Origin of the sequence: Streptomyces albireticuli, from assembly GCF_021228125.1 — a bacterium.
In the GTDB taxonomy this organism is placed as follows: domain Bacteria; phylum Actinomycetota; class Actinomycetes; order Streptomycetales; family Streptomycetaceae; genus Streptomyces; species Streptomyces albireticuli.
Window position 1 is genome coordinate 126,899 of record NZ_JAJQQS010000010.1, and the last position, 18,543, is coordinate 145,441.

19 protein-coding genes and 1 pseudogene are annotated in these 18,543 nt (G+C 70.4%); 19 read left to right on the forward strand and 1 reads right to left on the reverse strand.

Annotated elements, in window-relative coordinates; translation table 11 throughout:
* The first annotated feature begins 21 nt into the window (after nucleotides 1-21).
* The 16 genes from LUZ64_RS19690 to LUZ64_RS19765 all read left to right on the forward strand — a co-directional run bounded on the left by LUZ64_RS19690 (nucleotide 22) and on the right by LUZ64_RS19765 (nucleotide 14,278).
* Complete coding sequence (locus tag LUZ64_RS19690; RefSeq protein WP_095584691.1) at nucleotides 22-717, forward strand: hypothetical protein; 696 nt, start codon at nucleotides 22-24, stop codon at nucleotides 715-717.
* Nucleotides 718-745: 28 nt separating this feature from the next.
* Nucleotides 746-1,507: a hypothetical protein gene (locus tag LUZ64_RS19695; RefSeq protein WP_232398633.1), complete on the forward strand. Its 762-nt coding sequence runs from the start codon at nucleotides 746-748 to the stop codon at nucleotides 1,505-1,507.
* Nucleotides 1,504-2,181: a hypothetical protein gene (locus tag LUZ64_RS19700; protein WP_211305055.1), complete on the forward strand. Its 678-nt coding sequence runs from the start codon at nucleotides 1,504-1,506 to the stop codon at nucleotides 2,179-2,181. The genes LUZ64_RS19695 and LUZ64_RS19700 overlap by 4 nt, the downstream gene beginning before the upstream one ends.
* 204 nt (nucleotides 2,182-2,385) lie before the next feature.
* Entirely contained in the window at nucleotides 2,386-2,586 is a 201-nt protein-coding gene (locus tag LUZ64_RS19705; protein ID WP_095582049.1) for a hypothetical protein, read from the forward strand.
* 283 nt (nucleotides 2,587-2,869) lie between these two features.
* Nucleotides 2,870-3,262, forward strand: coding sequence for a hypothetical protein (locus LUZ64_RS19710; protein WP_095582050.1), 393 nt, complete (start codon nucleotides 2,870-2,872; stop codon nucleotides 3,260-3,262).
* On the forward strand, nucleotides 3,259-4,071 hold the full coding sequence (locus tag LUZ64_RS19715) for an SPDY domain-containing protein (RefSeq protein WP_095582051.1): 813 nt from the start codon (nucleotides 3,259-3,261) through the stop codon (nucleotides 4,069-4,071). Before LUZ64_RS19710 ends, LUZ64_RS19715 begins: the two co-directional genes overlap by 4 nt.
* Nucleotides 4,072-4,168: 97 nt before the next feature.
* Nucleotides 4,169-4,762, forward strand: a complete 594-nt coding sequence (locus tag LUZ64_RS19720; protein WP_095582052.1) for a hypothetical protein — start codon at nucleotides 4,169-4,171, stop codon at nucleotides 4,760-4,762.
* Between the two features lie 129 nt (nucleotides 4,763-4,891).
* Nucleotides 4,892-5,533, forward strand: a complete 642-nt coding sequence (locus LUZ64_RS19725; RefSeq protein ID WP_232398635.1) for an SPDY domain-containing protein — start codon at nucleotides 4,892-4,894, stop codon at nucleotides 5,531-5,533.
* 38 nt (nucleotides 5,534-5,571) lie between these two features.
* Nucleotides 5,572-7,392, forward strand: a complete 1,821-nt coding sequence (locus LUZ64_RS19730; RefSeq protein ID WP_095581708.1) for a type IV secretory system conjugative DNA transfer family protein — start codon at nucleotides 5,572-5,574, stop codon at nucleotides 7,390-7,392.
* A 273-nt stretch (nucleotides 7,393-7,665) separates the two neighbouring features.
* Nucleotides 7,666-8,520 (forward strand): hypothetical protein, encoded by an 855-nt coding sequence (locus LUZ64_RS19735; protein ID WP_095581707.1) that lies wholly within the window; start codon nucleotides 7,666-7,668, stop codon nucleotides 8,518-8,520.
* Between the two features lie 40 nt (nucleotides 8,521-8,560).
* On the forward strand, nucleotides 8,561-9,163 hold the full coding sequence (locus LUZ64_RS19740; protein ID WP_095581706.1) for a hypothetical protein: 603 nt from the start codon (nucleotides 8,561-8,563) through the stop codon (nucleotides 9,161-9,163).
* 58 nt (nucleotides 9,164-9,221) lie between these two features.
* Nucleotides 9,222-9,959 (forward strand): SPDY domain-containing protein, encoded by a 738-nt coding sequence (locus LUZ64_RS19745; RefSeq protein WP_095581711.1) that lies wholly within the window; start codon nucleotides 9,222-9,224, stop codon nucleotides 9,957-9,959.
* Nucleotides 9,960-10,139: 180 nt separating this feature from the next.
* Nucleotides 10,140-11,006 (forward strand): adenine nucleotide alpha hydrolase family protein, encoded by an 867-nt coding sequence (locus tag LUZ64_RS19750; protein WP_211305037.1) that lies wholly within the window; start codon nucleotides 10,140-10,142, stop codon nucleotides 11,004-11,006.
* Nucleotides 11,003-12,214 (forward strand): DNA cytosine methyltransferase, encoded by a 1,212-nt coding sequence (locus LUZ64_RS19755; protein ID WP_170116760.1) that lies wholly within the window; start codon nucleotides 11,003-11,005, stop codon nucleotides 12,212-12,214. The genes LUZ64_RS19750 and LUZ64_RS19755 overlap by 4 nt, the downstream gene beginning before the upstream one ends.
* On the forward strand, nucleotides 12,214-13,332 hold the full coding sequence (locus tag LUZ64_RS19760) for a DnaB-like helicase N-terminal domain-containing protein (RefSeq protein ID WP_232398637.1): 1,119 nt from the start codon (nucleotides 12,214-12,216) through the stop codon (nucleotides 13,330-13,332). The genes LUZ64_RS19755 and LUZ64_RS19760 overlap by 1 nt, the downstream gene beginning before the upstream one ends.
* Before the next feature lie 340 nt (nucleotides 13,333-13,672).
* A complete protein-coding gene (locus tag LUZ64_RS19765) occupies nucleotides 13,673-14,278 on the forward strand; it encodes a hypothetical protein (protein ID WP_095581704.1) in 606 nt (201 codons plus the stop codon).
* 295 nt (nucleotides 14,279-14,573) lie between these two features.
* On the opposite strand, the gene LUZ64_RS19770 is transcribed toward LUZ64_RS19765, so the two are convergent.
* Nucleotides 14,574-14,789, reverse strand: coding sequence for a DUF6243 family protein (locus tag LUZ64_RS19770; protein WP_095581703.1), 216 nt, complete (start codon nucleotides 14,787-14,789; stop codon nucleotides 14,574-14,576).
* A 1,119-nt stretch (nucleotides 14,790-15,908) separates the two neighbouring features.
* Here LUZ64_RS19770 and LUZ64_RS19775 point away from each other — a divergent pair.
* The 3 genes and pseudogenes from LUZ64_RS19775 to LUZ64_RS19785 all read left to right on the forward strand — a co-directional run bounded on the left by LUZ64_RS19775 (nucleotide 15,909) and on the right by LUZ64_RS19785 (nucleotide 18,513).
* Entirely contained in the window at nucleotides 15,909-16,988 is a 1,080-nt protein-coding gene (locus tag LUZ64_RS19775) for a polyprenyl synthetase family protein (RefSeq protein ID WP_095581702.1), read from the forward strand.
* A gap of 119 nt (nucleotides 16,989-17,107) precedes the next feature.
* Nucleotides 17,108-17,404, forward strand: a pseudogene (locus LUZ64_RS19780) (4-hydroxy-3-methylbut-2-enyl diphosphate reductase); the annotation flags it as partial.
* Nucleotides 17,405-17,418: 14 nt separating this feature from the next.
* Nucleotides 17,419-18,513 carry a terpene synthase family protein gene (locus LUZ64_RS19785; RefSeq protein ID WP_143593164.1) on the forward strand — a complete coding sequence of 365 codons (1,095 nt, stop codon included), beginning with the start codon at nucleotides 17,419-17,421 and terminating at the stop codon, nucleotides 18,511-18,513.
* Nucleotides 18,514-18,543: the final 30 nt, after the last annotated feature.

An 18,543-nucleotide genomic window follows, 5' to 3' on the forward strand; every position in this document is an offset into this window, starting at 1 on the left:
CTTTCCCCGAAAGATCCCTTCTTGGCCCTTACTAACCGTCTGCTGACCCTGCGGCGCGACGCGCACTCCGGCGAAGTACTCGCACGTGGCGGCGATCCAGAGGCGCACAGCATCCTTGAGCGCACCGGCTTCGTGCCCGTCGTCCGACTCCACGAGCACTACCACCGTCTGCCCACCGGGCTCGATGCGGCCGAGGAGGCCCGGCTCGCCGTCCGGGCCGTCGCCCGACTGAAGGCCGTCGGCTACCACGTCAGCTGCGACGCGGCTTTCGACACCGAGTACCGCGAGCCGCACTACCTCACCCTCGGCGCCCAGGTGGCGGCCATCGCCGACCGCATGCGCCATGCCTCGACCACCGAGGACGCCGCCGACGCGCTGACGGAACTGACCGCCACCCATGACGGCATCCTCGACGCCCTGCACGAAGTCCTCACCGCCACCGCGGACTTCTACCAGGACCTCGGCCAAAGTGCCGACCCGCACTACGCCCAGCGCCTGCGCTTCCTCGCCACCGAGCACCTCGGTGTCATCGCCTCCGACCTGCGCGGCATCCGCAACGACCTCGCAGACCGGCACTCACCCCACCCGCAGCGCACCGCCTGCGACGGCGACGTTCCGGATGCCGAGCAGGAGGCATCCGCCGTATGCGCCTGCCCTCCTCCACTGCCCCTCGTTCCCTCCGCGCCCGCCGCAACAGTCGGCGGACGCCGACGCTGAACCCTCATCCTGCTGACCCAAGGAGAACATGCCCGACCCCACGACTCTCCGCGACCTTGAGTCGTTCGCCCAAGTCCTCGCCGGTGAACTGCCCGGTCGCTGGACCAGCCAGTACCACCGTCACGCCGAGTACTCCGACCAGTTCCCGGTCGCCGAGGACGTGTGGGACATGAACCTGGTCTCCGGCGCCATCGCCGAGTACGTCCTCGGACACGATGCCGTCCTCACCCGCGACGACGGCGCCCGCCTGTACGTCACCGGTCGGCCGGGGCATCCGGACGAGTACCTCGTCGGCGCGATCGCCCCAACCGGCTTCGAGCCGGAAGCATTCCTTGGCGTCCAAGAGCCCGACGGCATTGCCGTCCCCGACGACCCGTTCCGCGCGGCGGAGGACATCGCCTCCGACCTGCTGCCGCGGTACGAGAAGGCTGCCGCCCAGGTCCAGCACAACGCCGCCCACCCCCGGCCGCCGGCCCCCGCCCCGGCCCGGGAGCCGGAGCGCGTGGTGATGACCTGGTTCGGCGACGGCATGCTGGCCGCCAAGCCCGACAGCCCGCAGGCGGCCAAGGCCCTGTACGACAACGGCTTTGTCTACGACCCGCGCGAGCAGGCGTTCGTCCTGGCCGGCGACGACACCACCCTCCAGGCCCAGGCCGTACGCGCCGCCGGGACCCAGCTGGCCGCCCACGGCATCGGCGTCATCCTGCGCCACCCACCCAGCCGACCCGCTCTGGAGACCACGACCACGCCACCCGCGCAACCCGCCAAGCCGACCACCCGCACCCGGTGAGCACTCCCACCCCCGACGAAGAGCCGCGCTTCTCCGTCCTGGACTACATCACCATCACCCGGGATCCGCGCACCCAGCTCGTCGTCGCCGTGGGCGGGGACAATAGGGCCGCGGGCATCCTGCAGACGCTCGGCGGCTTCGTCTCCGCGCCCGGCCCGGGCGGCGCGTACCACCGTCAGCCCCATGATCTGCCGGTCGACCAGCAGCGCCAGGGCGCCACCGCAGCCGCTCACGGCCTGCTGCTGGCCGGGTTCAGCGTCCACCTCGACCCCTCGTTGAACACCCTCGCTACCCCGGGCGGCGACCGGCAAGCAGCCCTGCGCTACCTCGACGAGCTCGCCGAACGCGCCCGGCAAGCCAGCGACGACCGTGAGGTCGCGGCCGTCCTGACCGAGATCGCCGCACCCCACGACGGCCTGCTGCACCGCCTCACCCAGACCCTCATCGCCACCTGGGCACCGTGGACCCATCGTCTGGAGGCCGCTGGGCAGAAGCCGGCCCTCGCGGAGCAGCTGATGAACGCCACGAGCAGGCTCTCCAGCCACGCCCGGGTCATCGAGAAGATCCGCGACCAGGCCGCCGTCCAGCCCACGCGGACAGCCCCCGCCTCCGCGCCGCCCGCTCTCCCGGCCGCCCGTCACCGTACGGGCAGGAGCCCTCACGCCCTTCGCTGAACAGGAGGAAGCACCCTGGGAAGCCTGGCTGACCAGACCGGCAACGACGTCGAAATCCACCGGCGTCCTCTGAACGACACGATCTACGTCGACAGCGGCAGCGCACCGGCCGAGCCACTGCTGGCCCTGCTGGACCATCTCGGCTTCGAGCGTCGCACCGCGGCGATCTACGTCTGGCACGAAGTCCCCGACCACCCGCCGGAGATGGAGCAGAAGAAGGTCGCCACCCGTGCCATCCCCACGCTGCTCGCGGCCGGATACCGCGTCAACATCCACCCCGGCCTCTTCGACGAAGCCACCTACCGCACCGCCGTAGCCCAGCTCCGCACCCAACGCGCCACGCCAACAGCGGCCGGAACCCCCGCGCCCGCTCCGGCCACCCCCGCAGCGCGCAGCCGCCCCTGACGACCACCGGCCGGCCCCGCACCCCAACCGGGGGCCGGCCCCTACCCCGCACCTGCCTGGAGCCCGAGCAATTCCCGAGCGCGACCGCACCACCCCGCCACCGATCACCACGGACCGGCCGCCCCGCCTGGCGACTTTCCTCTTCCGCCGCTACCTGCATGCCTGCGCCCTGGGCAGCAGCACTCGCGGCATCCCCCTGGCCACCGGCCCGTACGGGGCTCTCGACGAATCCCGCCGGCGCGGCCAGCGCCCCTGACCACTGTCCCCTCATCACCGGAGCGCCATGCCAGATCCGACGCCCTACCCCGTACTTCTCGCTGACAACATCGCCCGCCAGCTCGGTCTTCTCGCCCAGCACCTTTCCCAGGCTCCGCCCGCGCAGACGGCTCAGATCCTCGGCCGCGTCCTCGACGCCGGCGACGGCGTCCTCGGGCAGGTCACCGTCCTGGTCGAGACCGGCTCCCGATCCACCCAGATCCACACCGAGCGGGGCTCCTTCCCGCCCGAGGTGTGGCTGGCCCTGGGCCGTGCCGCGAACGACCTGAACGGCCTGTGCGCGGACCTCAGCGACCATGCCGAGGATTTCCAGCGCCTCGCCCAGCCCACTGCGGCCAGCAGCACGGCCCGGCTGCCGACGCCGGTCGCCTCTGCCCTGGTGGCAAGGCGGCACCGGTGAAGAAGAAGGAGTGGGCCGGCTGGGGGCAGGCCGGCCAGCAGGCCGAGCAGCACTACCTCATCGAGCCCAGGCACCTGGCCGGCGGCGGTGACCTGGGCCACGTCACGGAGTTCCTGCGCGCCTCCGGCTGGCAGGACCGTTCCTCCAAGGCGGGCGTCCCGGTCCTCTTCGACAGCCCCGACCGTACGATCCGTATCGGCTACGACCCCCACACCCAGCCGGGCGGCTGGACGATCCGGGGCACCGCGACCGGTCAGCAGGAAGCCTGGCACGCCACCCTCGGCAAGCAGGTCCCGGTCGAGATCGTCGCCGGATTCACCGACGCCCTCACCCGGCCCCGGTCCGCGCACGCCCCCAACGTGTGGGAACCACTCCAGCAACACGGGTGGCACACGGAGCAGGGGCAGCACGTCTCGGCGATGAGCCCGGACGGCAACGCCTTCGTGCGATTCCACCAGGACGGTCAGGGACAGGCGTACTGGTGGGCCGCGGCCCAGACCGAACACGGCCCGGCATGGAACGCGGTGTTCACCCCGACCACCCCGATGCACCTGGTCCAGGCGTTCACCACCGCCCTGTCCGACCCGCAGCCGGTCATGCGACCGCGCGGGCACATCCCGCCCACCCTACGCATCCGCAGCACTTCCGTCTCCGTGCTGCCCTCCCAGCTCAGCGCCTGGCAGCAGGCCCGCATCACCGCCGCCCGCGCCGCCACCTGGGCCCGCAGCTCCTGGGCCAGCACCCACCCCAGCAAGAACCCCACCGGCCCGTACGCCACCGCCAGCAGCGGTGCCCGGACCCGCCGCTGAATCAACCGGGCCCCGGCCACCGCGGCCGGGGCCCGATCGAGACAGAACCCGCGTGCCGCACACGCAATGACCTCACTGCCCGGAAAATCCCCCGCCTTTGACGAAGAATTCCGCCTCATCCCATCAGTCGCATCTTGAGCAGCTCGCCGTTTTCATCCAGGAGAGCGAGCAGATCCTGGCGGACTGGGACGCCTACTCCGATCAGCACACCGGCCTCGACGGCTGGCCTCACGACGAGAATGCGTACGGGCTGCGTGCCGGCCTCCGGGACGCAGCAACCTGGCGTGCCTTCAACCGTATCCGGCGCTCCGCCAAGGGCCTGGTCGCCGCCGCCGAGGTCCAGCTGCACAAGCTGCCCGCGTCCCGCATCCAGTCCCGGTGGGCCTGGCAGCTCGGCGCCCTGGACACCGCGCTCGGCCAGCTCGCCCGCCTCCAGTGGGACTGGCTCGCCGCCCAGGACTCTCTGCCGCCGTCGGCGGTGCCGGGCACCGAGGCGTACGACGATGCACTCGCCGAGCGCAACGCCGAAGCCTGGCACTACCTCAACGAGTGGTCCCTCCACGGCCAGGCCCTCCTCGACATCCACGCCGCCGAGCAGGACCACCCGCCGCGCGCGCCGGCACCCGCCGCCCCGTCACACACTCCCGCCGCGCACCTGTCGTCCGCCAAGGCGACCGGGCCCCGCCGGTGACGCACCCGCCTGAGGACATCGACCAGGTACTGATCCGCCCCGCGCTACCTGGCCGGCGGTGGCGACCCGGCCTGGATCACCGCCGCGCTCCACCGGGCCTGCGGCTGGAGCCACGGGCACGACCCGTTGATGCCCCGCGTCCACCTGGCCAGCCCCGACCAGCAGGCCATGCTGCGCCTGGACCCCTCGCCGGACCGGCAGTGGTGGACCCTCCAGCACGCCCCCACCGCCACTCGGCCGGCCTGGTCGGCGTCCTTCGGCGCACGCACCCCCGTGGAACTGATCGCCGCTGTCACCGACGCCCTCACCCGCCCTGCTGCCCCCGCCTCGCGTACAGCCGACCCCTACGAGCCGCTACGCACCGCCGGATGGGAGGACGCCGAACACCGTGACGGCCTCATCTCGCCCGACGGCATCGCCCACGTCGAGCACTTCGCCCAAGGCAACTCCGACAGCTGGTACGTCGACGTCGCCATCGACGATGACGCCTACGGCCTGCTGTGGAAGGCGCACTTCACCGGGAGCACGCCGCCGCACCTGATCACGGCCTTCACCCGCGCGCTCTGCGACGAGGCGCCCCTGCCCCGCCACCCGCACCAGGTACCGGCCCTGGGCCGCCGCCACTTCCGCAGCAGCACCCACCGGGTCCCTGCCGCCGCTGCCGCCTTCGCCCTGGAGAACCGCATCAGGGAACTCACCGCCCGCCGCACGCGCACCCCACCACCGGCCCCGCCATCCCCGCGCCTGTCCCCACCCCGCCGCTCCCGGTGACGGCCGGCCCACCACAGCACCCCCCTGGAACCGCCCCCTTGCCCAGAACCCCCGCACCCTCCGGCAGCGGAACCGACGGCTACGACATAGCCTTCCGCGTCCTGCTCGTCGCCCTCGCCATCACCGTCCCCCTGTCCAACCTCGCCTGGCTCGGCGGCAACATCACCGCCCACCTCACCGACTCCGGCCCCTGGGCCGACTACCAGCCGGTCGAAGCCCTCCTCCGCCCCGAACGCCTCTGGCCCGACACCGGCGAAACGTCCCTGCTGATCGGTGCGCGCATCGTCCCCATCGCCACCCTGCTCGCCCTCGCCGCCATCAGCGCCGTGCTCTGGTCGCGACACCGTGGCGGCGCCAGCGGCCGGAAGAAGGTGGCCGGGATGGCCAAGCAGAAGGACATCGAGGCCCTGCTGCCTAAGGCCATCACCGCCAAGGCCCGCTCCTTGCGCCCGAGCCTGAAGGACGCCAAGACCATCAAGGCGAAGGACACCGGCATCCTGCTCGGCAACCTCCAAGGGACCCGGCACGAGGTCCGCATGGGCTACGAGGATGTCGCCGTCGCCATCATGGCGCCCCGTTCCGGCAAGACCACCAGCCTCGCCATCCCCTCGATCCTGAGCGCCCCCGGCCCCGTCCTGCTCACCTCCAACAAGGCCGCCGGCGACGCCTACACCGCCACCCTCGACGCCCGGGCCGAGGCGGGCCGAACCTGGTCAATGGACCCGCAGCAGATCGCCCACGCGCAGCGGGAGATGTGGTGGAACCCGCTCGCCGACGCGAAAACCCTCGACGGCGCAGGGCGGCTCGCCGGGCACTTCCTCGCAGCCTCCGTCGACGCCTCCCAGCAGGGCGATTTCTGGTCCAAGGCCGGATCCAACATCCTGAGCCAGCTGTTCCTAGCCGCGGCCCTCGATGAACGGCCCATCACCGACGTGATGCAGTGGCTGGCCTTCCCCGCCAACCGCACCCCGCTCGACATCCTGCGCGACCACGGCTTCAGCGCCGTCGCCGCCCAGCTCAAGGGCACCGTCGAAGGCCCGCCCGAGACCCGCGACGGCATCTACGAAACCGCCCGCCAGTACGCCGCCGCCCTACTCAACAGCGAGATCGCCGCCTGGGTCACCCCACAGAAGAACGTCCCCGAATTCCGGCCGGCCCAGTTCGTCACCTCCCGCGACACCCTCTACCTGCTATCGAAGGACGGCGGCGGAGGCGCGAGCGCGCTAATCGCCGCGTGCGCGGACTCGGTGATGCGGGCCGCCACCGCCCAGGCCGAACGCGCCGGCGGACGCCTGGACCCGCCGATGCTCGCGATCCTCGACGAAGCCGCCAACGTCTGCAAGATCAGTGATCTTCCGGACCTGTACTCCCACCTCGGCTCCCGCGGGATCATCCCGATCACCATCCTCCAGTCCTACCGGCAGGGCCAGAAGGTCTGGGGGGACGCGGGCATGGACGCCATGTGGTCCGCCTCCACAATCAAGGTGATCGGCTCCGGCATCGACGACCCGGACTTCGCCGACAAACTGAGCAGACTGATCGGCGACCACGACGTCGAGACGAAATCCACCTCCACCTCCGAGTCCGGCAAGTCCACCAGCATCAGCATGCGCCAGGAACGCATCCTGCCCGCCGACGCCATCCGCGCCCTCCCCAAGGGCACCGCCCTGTGCTTCGCCACCGGCATGCGCGCCGCCATGCTCAACCTGCGCCCCTGGTACCTCGAACCCGACGCCGGCGAACTCGCCGCCGCCTCTGACCGCGCCTCCAAAGCCATCACCGCCCGCGCCATCGCCAAGGCAGCGCCACAACATCACGAACTTCGGAACGACCGCGTAACCCAGCCGCACCACGCCTAGCGCTCCGCAGGGGCGCGAAGGCTGCCCTCGGCCACCCGGCGCCGACACCCCACGAACCCGCGCCCCGCAACGGCACGCCGCACCCATGGAACGGCCCGTTCAGCCGCCCTCGCGAAGCCCGTCCCCTCCACTACCCGTTCTTCACCTCCCACCGCGCCGACCATTGCACCGCCCCGGCGCCGATCCACTCCCCGCGCGGACCCACTGACCTTCAGGTCCGCGGGCGCTCGCCGTCCGCGCCCCGGCACACCCCGACGGAAGACCCGCCTTCCCATGACGACACCGCCCGCCGATGCCCTCCTGTTCGACGTGCCCACGCCACTCACCCCCATCGAACGACTCCCGGTCCTCGCCGACCACTACACCCACCACAACGACGCGATCGACACCTTCCGTCTCAGCTCCTCCTCGGGCCCCGTGGTGGGTACGTACGCCGGCTCCGCGCGGCACCTGGCCCACGAGACCCTCGCCGCCGTCAAGGCCGTCCAGGACCGACAGCTCTACGAAAGCAGCGAGCTGATCGACGCCGTGGTACGGCTCAAGCAGCTCGCCTACCTGAGCAACGAGGCTGCCCTCCACCTCGCCGATGCGCGAGAAGCCCTGACCACCCGGCCCGCGTCAGGCAGTACAGAGCCTGATCGTCCCGAGGTGCTGGAAAACGCCGGCCGACAGGTGCGGGTGGCCGGTGAACTGACCGCGCTCGCTCCCCAGGCGGCTGTCGAGTGCGCTGACCGCATCGCCCGGGAAATGCGCCGACGCCGGCCCTCGACCGGCAACCCGGTGCAAGAGCTGGACGCGGTCCAGCACAGCGCGCTGCAGGAAGTCGCCCGCGGCCACATCCGCGTCTCCGAAAGTCTCGGTCGGCAATATGTCCACAGCCGCGACGTCCGTGTGCTGATCAGCACGCTGCGATCGCTGGAGGCCAAGGGCCTCATCGCACGAGAGCCCAAGTCCGCGCCGCCCGCCTATGTCGGCGGCCCGCTGCCAGACCGCGTGCGCCTCACCTCCCACGGCGCGGCAACCGTCGCCGCGTTCATCGGGCTGTCCCCAGCCGCCAGGGCCAAGGCGACAGCCACCGCGCGCCCCGCACAGCCGGCACTCAACACGGCATCCGGCCGGGCCCGCTGACCTCTCCCGTCAGCTACACCTCCAGCCCCGGAAGGGCCATTTGGCTTTCATCGACCACCACGACGTCTTCGTCGGCTCGACCGACGACGGGCACACCTTCATCGTCCTCAATCGCCGCATCCGCACGGCCCACCGTGCCCTCATCGTCCACGGTTTCACCGCCCGCGAGCACCAGGGCCGCACCCTGTATCTCCTCCCACCCGACACCTCACCGGAAGAGGCGCACCACCGCACAGGCGACGCCCTGCACCACCTCCTCACGCACACGACGGACTTCGTCGACCTCAGCTGGACGACCCGCTTCCTGGGGACCGGCCCCCTGCCCAAGGCGGTCGTCCGCTTCGACCTTTCCCACCGGCACGTCACCGCCCTCGCCCACAGTGAGGCAGCCCACACCGTGCTCGAACAGCACGGATTCGTCCCTGCCCCGGAGGGATACGCCCTTCCCACCGAACTGAGCGAACGCGAAAGCGTCAGCGCCGTTGCCCGCGCCGAAGCCCACCTGTGGTCCCTCGGCCTCGGCTCGGAGATCGCCCTCGGCCTCCCGACACCCCAGGCCATCAACGCGGCACCCGACCGCACCGGCACCACCATGTCGGCACCGCAGCCACAGGCCCCCAGGCAGAAGAGGAACACTCGTTGACCCGCCTCTGCGACGCACCGCATGCGGTAGCGGCACGATTCCTCGGGCGGTGCAGCGCGTGAAGGCTCTCGCGCCCGATGACAAGGTCCTGGTGTCCCCGCGTCACCTGGCCGGGGCCGGCCTTGACCACCTCGCCGATGCGATCGGCCCGCTCATCCACCTCTTCGGCTGGCAGACCGAGCACAACGCCGCCAGCGGACACGTGGCACTCGACAGCCCCGAGGGCAGCATGTTTGTGGACTTCACCCCCAGCCGCACCGACGGCGTGTGGTGGACGATCGCGCACCACGAGCCGTTCTGGAAGGTCGAGTGCACCCGGCAGACCCCCATCGAGGCGGTCGCCGCCGTCACCCAGTGCCTGCCCCAGCTGCTCGGCGACCGCCGTCACGCCGACCGCATCCCGCTCACCACCAGCTCCCTCGCAGACATCGCCGCCCAAAACCACTGGGCTGCCTCCCTCGAAGGGCGCCTGTTCACCTCGCCCGACGGTCACTGCACCCTGCGCCGCGCGCCGGACACAGAGATCGCCTGGAGCGTCGAGCACTCGGTCCACGGCGGGTTCGGCACCTACTGGAGCACCCGCTTTACAGCCGACGCCCCTCCTGCGGCGGTCACCCAGTTCTTCGCCCACCTGGCCACCAGTGCGCCGGCGGAACGGGAGTTCCGCGAGATCCCGTTCCTGGCCCGCGACCTCGGCTACGCCCTGATCACTCCCGCACGGGGAGCCGCCGCGAACCCGCACATCCACCATGCCGTTGCCCGCGCAGCGCCCACCCACACCGCGCGCCACTGCTGACCCCGCCGACAGAAAGCTCACCCGGCGACACCATCCCTGCCGCCTCCCCACCACGTCTTCCACCAGGCGCCGATTTTCTCCGGACCCGGCGCCGACCGTACTTCTGTTCAAGGACCCGCTATTCCCGATTCCCCCGCCTTCCGCTGTATTTCGCTCGGCGCAGGTGTTCAGTCCAGCGCGATGCTCGCCCTGTCAGCCCAGGGCATCCTCCCGAAAGTCGACTATGCGATCTTCGCCGATACCGGCTGGGAACCAGCCGCTGTCTACTCCCACCTCGACGGCCTCGAACGGGAGATAGCCGCACCCGCCGGAATCTCTGTTCTACGTGTCTCGTCCGGCAATATCCGCAACGACGCCCTGGACCCTGCCCACCGGTTCGCGTCCATGCCGCTCTACATCCTCAATCAAGACGGCAAGGCCGGGATGACCCGCAGGCAATGCACGGGCGAGTACAAGATCAAGCCGATCAAGAAGAAGGTCCGGGAGCTCCTCGGCTACCCCTATCCGACGCGCGTCCCGAAGGGGGTGTTCGTCGACCAGTGGGTCGGCATCTCCACGGATGAATTCCACCGGGCCAAGGACGCTGACGTGAAGTACATGCGCAACCGGCACCCCCTCATCGACATGGGCTGGTCACGGATCGATTGCGTCCGCTACCTGACCGGGCTGGGGCTGGCCGGCACCCCGAAGTCCAGCTGCCTGGGGTGCCCCTTCCACGGCAACGCCCAGTGGAGACACATCAGGGACACCTCGCCGTCCGAGTGGGCGGACGTGGTGGCCTTCGACGCGGCGATCCGCAACGGAAACGCCCGCGCCAACGCGGCCGGGCAGCGCCTGCTGGGCGAGGCGTTCCTCCACCGCTCCCGCGTCCCCCTGGACCAGGCGCCGATCGACCACGTCACTGCCGCCGAGCGGGCTGCCCTGCAGCAGGGACCCGGCGCAGCAGACGCGGAGGAGCTCGAGCAGGGCGTTGCCGACGGCTGTTCCCCGTGGGCCTGCCGCGGTGAAGTCGGGCCGGTGCAGGATGACTTCGGGCTGGCCTCTTGATCGTCCTGGACCTTTTCGCCGGCCCGGGCGGTTGGAGCCACCCCCTGAAGGTGCTCGGCGTCCGCGAAGTCGGGCTGGAGTGGGACGAGTGGGCCTGCAAGACCCGGGCCGCGGCCGGGCTGGTGACGGTCCGAACCGACGTGGCGATGTACCCTGCCTGGCCCTTCCTAGGGAAGACCCAGGGGCTCATCGCGAGTCCGCCGTGCCAGGCGTGGTCGATGGCCGGTAAGCGCCTCGGTTTGGTGGACCAGCCCTTGGTCCACCAGGCCGTCGCCGACCTCGCGGAGGGCCACGACACCCGTGAGCGGCTGCTCGCCGCTTGCCGGGACCCGCGTTCCCTGCTCGCCGCCGAACCCATGCGCTACCTGCACGCCCTCAACACCGTGGGTGAGCCGGAGTGGGTGGCCATGGAAGAGGTGCCCGATGTCCTGCCGCTGTGGCGGCAGTACGCCGTCGTCCTGCGCAGCTGGGGCTTCTCGGCATGGTCCGGCATCCTCAACGCGGCCGACTTCGGTGTCCCCCAAACGAGGCGGCGAGCCATCCTCCTCGCGTCACGCACCCGCACCGCTGAGCCTCCCGCCCCCACGCACGCAAAGTCCGTCGAGCCGCCCACCCTGTTCGGACCGGGCCGGGTGCAGTGGGTGTCCATGGCCGAGGCCCTGGGCTGGGGCGCCACCGACCGCCCCGTGCCGACCGTGTGTGCCGGCGGCGGGCCCGGCGGAGGCCCGGAACCGTTCCCCTCCGGCTCCCGCAAAGCCCTCGCCGACGCCCGCGACCGCGGCACCTGGAAGAGCCATCCACGTGGCACCGGTCAGAAGGACTCCGCCCACGTGCCGGCCGTGCCTCCTTCGGAGGCGCGCGGGGCCTGGTCGCTGCGCAGCAACAACCAGGCCAACGCCACCGTCCGCAGCCTGGACGAGCCGGCCGGGACATTGTTCTTCGGCCACCGCGCCAACGAATGCGTCTGGGTCGCCGACCCCGTCAACGGACAGCAGCACGAGGCCGGTCCGGCTCCGGAGCCGATCCGGATCACCGCGGCCGAGGCCGGACTGCTGCAGACGTTCCCCGCCGACTACCCGTGGCAGGGCAACAAGGGCCAGCGGTTCTCCCAGATCGGCAACGCGGTCCCCCCACGACTCGCGGCTCACCTCCTGGCCCCGCACCTCGGCAAGACACTGGGCCCCGACGACTTCACCCTGGCGGCCTGATGCCCGACCCCCTCCACCCTCAGCCCGACCTCGGCCTGGACGAGACGGCTCCGCCACAGCCAGTGCACTACGCCGAGCAGGCACTGCTCGGCGCTCTCCTCCTCGACCCGCAGCAGCTCAAAACCATCGACGCCCTGGAGCCCAGCCACTTCAGCGACCACTCCCACGCGGCCCTCTTCACAGCCATGCGCAGCCTCCTGCCGCCCGCCGCCGAGGCGCACGCCAGGAAACCGATCTGGCTGAACGGCGTCCTGCACGCCGCCCGGCCCGAAGCCCCCGGCCTCAGCGCCGCCTACCTGCACAGCCTGGTCCACGCCTGCCCCTGGGCCGGGCACGCGGCCGCGTACGCGCGGATCGTCCGGGCCGATCACGCCCGCCGGGCCTTGCGCATGCACGCCCAGCGCCTGGGCCAATCGGCCACCGACACCACGGGCCCCGACCCGGCCGGCGTCGTCCTGGATCAGGCCGATGTCCTTGCCCGGTTCGTGGACGAACTCGCCGGCCAGTTCGCCCCGCACCCCGGCTCGCTCCCCCGCACCCCGCCTCCCACGGCCCCGCCGCACCATGCCGATGAGGAGGCGCTGGAGGAAGAGCGGCTGCTGCTGGCGTCCGCCACTGCCCGCCCCGACGGCCTCAAGAGCATGCGGTGGCTGCAGGCCGAGGACTTCGCCCTGCCCCTGCACGGTGCTCTCTTCCAGTGCCTGAGCGCCCAGGTCCACCGGGGCGATCCCGTCGACGCGGTCACCGTGCTGTGGGAAGCCCAGCACCGCGGCCTGCTCACCACAGACATCACGCCGCCCGAGCTGATCGCCTTGCTGTCCACGCCAGTCGGCTCACCGGAGCACTGGGGCGAACGCGTCCTCCAGCGCGCCCTGCTCACCCGAGCATACGCCGTCGCCCTGCGGATCCAGGCGTTCGCCGGCGACCCGGCCAACACCCCTCACCAGCTCGTCACCGGCAGCCGCCGCGCCCTCGCCGACCTCACCGCCATCCGCGCCCGCTGGCAGCGCACCACCCCACCACGACCCTCACCGGCCCTCCGCCGTGCGTCCATTCCGCCGACAGCCGCCCGTGCCGGACCACCGGCCGCCGCCAGCATGCACCGAACCACCCGTTGACCGCCTGGGCCCGGCCGGCCAGAGCCGGCCGGGCCCGAGAATCGAGCAGCCATGCCCCACCCCCCTCTCAACGCCCACGTCCACCTGGCCCCGCACCGCGAACACCCCGACGCCGTCACCGCCACCATCACCGGCCCCGAGGCCCGCACCGCGTCTGCCCTGCTGAGCGTCCACAGCTTCCGCCCGGCCCATGAGCAGACGATGGTCCTGGCCCGCATCGGCCACGAGGAGCCCTACTACGCCGACCAGGCCGCGCACGCCCTCCGCGCCCAAGGTGCCGGCGTCGAGATCGACGCCAGCCTGCAGGAGGACATCCGAGTGGACCTGGGCCGACTACCCCATGCCCTGGCTGACACGCGAGGAGATCCGCAAGGTCTCAGCCGAAGCCCAGACGATTCACGACGACATCGCCTCCGGCCGCCTCGTCATCCACGCCCACGCCCACGACGGCCACACCTTCGTCGCCGTCGGCACGTACCGCCACAATGGCAAGAGCATCCACCTCCACGGGGAAAACCACCTCCGCCAAGTCGCCCTCGTCTACGACAACCCCACCGAGGCCCTGTCCGAGTTCGACCGCCTCAACGGTGACGCCGTACGCCCCGGCCCCGCACCAACAACCGACATCGAACAACGTGCGGCACTCGCCCTCGCCCCACGGCGGACCGCCACGCCAGCCCCAGAGGTAACCGGAGGCCAGCCGACGAAGGGCAAGCGCGAGAGCGTACCGGTGTGGGCAGCGTCCCCCGGCGACCACGAAGCCCTGCTGGACTCTTTCCTCGCATCGCAGCCTGCGTGGGAACACCACCGGACGTGGTCAGACGAGACAACCATCGCTGCTCACGAAGCCCTCGCCCTGCGGGTGGAGTTCCTCCACGAGGCCGCCCCCGAGGCCTTCAACTGGACCATCGCCGCTTACGAATCGCCCGTCGGGCCACGCATATGACACGTCTCCGTGACCGCCACCGCACCTGTCGAGATCGCCGAAACCCTCCTCAACCGCCTCTCTATCGACGACATATGGGCCACAGCACTGGAGCGTCCGTCATAGAGAAGCCCGTCGCGCAGGCCACACGCCCCCTCGACGAGGCCGCCTGGCCGCGCTCGGGGTGGTGGCGGTGACGCGGCTGCTGAATCTGCCGGTGCCCCAGGTGGTCGGCTGAGACGCGGGTGCGCGGCCGCGAGCTGAGCGGGACAGCCATGTCCTGCCCCGTGCGGTGTCGCCCCGCGGCGGCAATGCGTCAGCTCTGCACGGTGTCGTCGCTCGCCTGCCCGGCACCCCCGGCTGCGCGTGCCTTCTCGCGCATCTTGCGAACCAGCTCCGCCTTCTGGGCGGCGGCACCCTGGCGGTCGAGGTTGCGGTGCGGACCGTTGTTCTGCCGTTCGGCGCGGGACAGCTTCTTGCGCTGGCCGTCGCCCTGGCCCACGGGATTGTTGATGTTCTTGCTATCGGTCACGGGTTCTCCCGGAATGAGGTGAAATAATCTACGGATTCATCAGTGGGGGACGGGCGCGGAAACATCAAAGGACGTCAGCAGGGGCCCATCACGCGCTCACTCGAAAATCGGTGTCTGGAAGAACATGACCAGGACGTTGCCCGGTACCGTTGGCCCCGCACACCACGTTTTCGCCGTCCCGGCGCCGGCCGGGCCTTCGGCGAGGGCCCGGGGCCAGTCGTTTCCTTCCAGGAAGCCAACGCCCCCGCTTCGAGCTGTCGCGCCCTGCGTTATCACCTGCTACCTGCCAGCGAGGCCGGCGCATAGGTCCTGAAATTAGCCCCGCGCGGCCACATGGAGTCGTACGGGAGCCCCCTATCCCTCACGCGCAACGTTCGGCAGCTCGATCGTCATCAGCACTCAGCTCAAAAGACTGCACGCCCCAGCAGGATGACCCCTCCCGGCGGACTCGGACGCGTTGGCACCTCGAACTGAACTGGCAGCAGTCAATTCCGCCGATCGCGCGTTACGGCAAGCTCACAGGGTGAATCCCCCGATGGCGGCGCGACCAGGGGCTGCTGGCTCGCCCCACCCATGGGACACAGCTGGCTGCCTCAGGATCTCTGTCGTTCGGCGTTGTGACGGTCCTGCTGGAAAGCGGGAAGAACTTAAGGAACCTCTTCCCCTTGAGTCACGGTAGGCGCATAGATGGCGAGCAGGCACACACATCAGTTTTTTACGAGCATATGCGTTGAGCGGGGTGTGCGCCGTATGCGCCCCGGCGCTTCGTTTGCACGTGCGCCGGTGGTTTGCCGCTCCGCGCGGGTAGGGAATCTTCCGTTCCAGAGCACGGCTCTGTGTGGTCAGGAACGTCGTGGCGCGGACCTTCTTCTAGTGCTACAGCCGATGAAGGGGAACCGGTCGATGAGAATCCGGCAGGTTCTGCTCCACGTTACGTCTGGGAAACGAGATGTCTGCCCCTGCCCTTCCGTACACCAGCGGATGGTTGTGGGTCGGGGTGGCCGAAGAATGGTGCCGCGGGAGTGTCCTGACCAATCCGTTCATGGGGATTGACACCTCCCTGGGCGAAGCCCTGCGCCTGACCGATCCGACCGGCCCTCCGCAGGCAGGTGACGTCCCATGACCACGCCCTTCCTGGCCGCCCAGCCCCTCGACCTGAACACCGCACGCCACCAAATCGACACCGTCCTGGACGACTTTCTTACCGCCAAGACACGCACCGCCGCAGCCCGCGGCCTGCCCGAGGAGGTCCCCCAGGCCCTGCGGGATTTCCTGCACGCGGGCGGGAAGCGGCTGCGCCCCCTGCTGTGTGTCGTCGGCTGGCACGCCGCCGGCGGCACCGGCGATATCGCCCCCGCGATCCGGGCCGCAGCGGCGCTGGAACTCTTCCACGCCTTCGCCCTCATCCACGACGACGTCATGGACCACTCCGCCACCCGCCGCGGCGCGCCCACCGTCCACCGCGCCCTGGCCGGCCGCCACCCGGAGACCGGCGGCCACAACACCGCATGGCTGGGCGTCTGCGGGGCGGTCCTGGTCGGCGACGTGGCCCTGGCCTGGTCCGATGAACTCCTGCACAGCGCCCACCCTCCGCGCCGCCACGCCGCCCTGCGGCACGTGATCGACCAGATGCGCGAAGAAGTCGTCTACGGCCAGTACCTGGATCTGCTCTCCCCTCTCAGGCCCGCCGAGGATCTGGACGCCGCCCTGAAGGTGATCCGCTACAAGACCGCGAAATACACCGTCGAGCGCCCCCTGCACACCGGCGCCGCCCTCGCCGGGGCCGGCAGCGCCCTGCGGGCGGACCTGAGTCGCTTCGCCCTCCCGCTGGGGGAAGCCTTCCAACTGCGTGATGACCTCCTGGGCACGTTCGGCGACCCCGCCCGTACCGGCAAACCGGTCCTGGACGACCTGCGCGAAGGCAAACACACCGTCCTGCTCGCCCTCGCCACCCGGTGCGCCACCACCACCCAGCACGCCCTGCTGCACACCATGGTGGGCGACCCCGCCCTGGACGAGAGCGGTGCCGCCCGTATCTGCGAGGTTCTGGAGGCCACTGGCGCCCGCGCGACCGTCGAGACCATGATCGCCACCCGCTACGAACAGGCCCTGGCCGCCCTGGAGAACACCCCTTACCCGCCCGCTGTCACCCTCGCCCTGCGCCGCATCGCGGCCCTGGCTACGGAACGCGCCTCATGAACCCCCGCGAGCGCGTGCTGCCGGCTGCTCCGCGCGGCTGCTGTGCCGGGGTGGACCGGGCCATTGTCACCGTGGAGAAGGCCGTGGAGCAGTACTGCCCGCCGGTGTGCGTGCGCCACGAGATCGTCCTGCAGGCCGGTGCGAAGGCCTCGTACCTCGTCGACTCCGCCTTCGGGATCGACGAAGCCCGGCTGGAAGGCGTCACCACGGTCGGCGTGACCTCCGGCGCCTCCGTCTCCGCGGTTCTCGTCGACGAGGTCCTGGCCCGGCCGGCCCGGCGCGGCTACGAAGACGTCGAAGCAGTGGAGACCACAGACGAGGAGATCACCTGCTCACTGCCCAAGGAACTACGCCGCGACCTGCGGGCCAAAGCAGCAGCGGACAGCACTCCGACCACCAGCCTTCGCAGGAAATAATGAAGGGGATTCCGATGGGTCCTGCGGCAGAACACGATCATTCCCTGGCCTATGACACCTATGTCAGCCAGAACGTCTCACCGGTCCTTTGGGACGGCACACTGTTGAGCCGGTTGAAGACGCCGCGACATGATCTGACCAAGCGCTCCCGCCCGTTTCCGGTCCAGCGCAACTTCTTCTACGTCTCAGCGGTCCAGGAGAGTGCCCGCTGGCTACGGGAGGCGGTGGTGCCGCCGGAGGCCGAATACGAGCGGCTGCTGCGCGAGGACGTGGGAGGCTTCGTTTCCTGGGTCTATCCCGACGCCACCGCCCGCCAGATCAGGGCCCTGACCGACTGGCACCACTGGTCGGTCTGGATGGACGATCGAATGGACCGTAAAGCTGCCATCGAGGCCAGCCTGGACGCCTGCACCGTGCTGGAGTCTGTCGGCACTGCCGAACTGTCGCTCTTCGAGGATTTCTTCCGCCGTATGCGGATGCTGGGCATGAGTGAAAGATGCGCTGAACGATTCGTTCAGACCATGCGAATGTACGGGGCATCATCTCGCAAGGAGGTCAAAGCCCGGGACGGTATGGATCACTTCACCTCACTCGCCGCCTACATCGGCAACCGGCGGGAGTCCGCGGCGATGCCCGTGTACCACACGGTGGCCGACTGGGTCTCGCGCGCGGACCTGTCCGACGAGATCCTCCAGCACCCGCTCGTGGCGAAGCTGGAGAACTGTTCCAGCGACTACGCGTTGCTGTACAACGACGCCGGCTCCTTCATCAAGGAGACCCTGGCCGGGCGAAGTGAGGGAACCTTCGTCCGGATGCTCTCCGAAGCCGAGGGCCTTTCCGCACAGGAAGCCCTCTACGAGGTGGCCGACATGGCAGCGGCCGCTGCGGATGACCTCGAGGCCACCAGCGACCTCATCGACGACTGCGGCCTGCCGACAGACCAGCGCGAGCGCATCCACCGCTACGCCGGGGCCCTGCGCCAGTTCGCCGGCGGGGTCAACCACTGGAGCAATCACACCTGCCGGTACCTCGTCGGACAATCCCTGGTGGGAACAGCAGCGACATCCCGTGCAGGTGATGTCCACGGCCTCCGGGAACCCGCCGCTTGAGTCACCACGTGCCGACCGGGGGTGAACGGC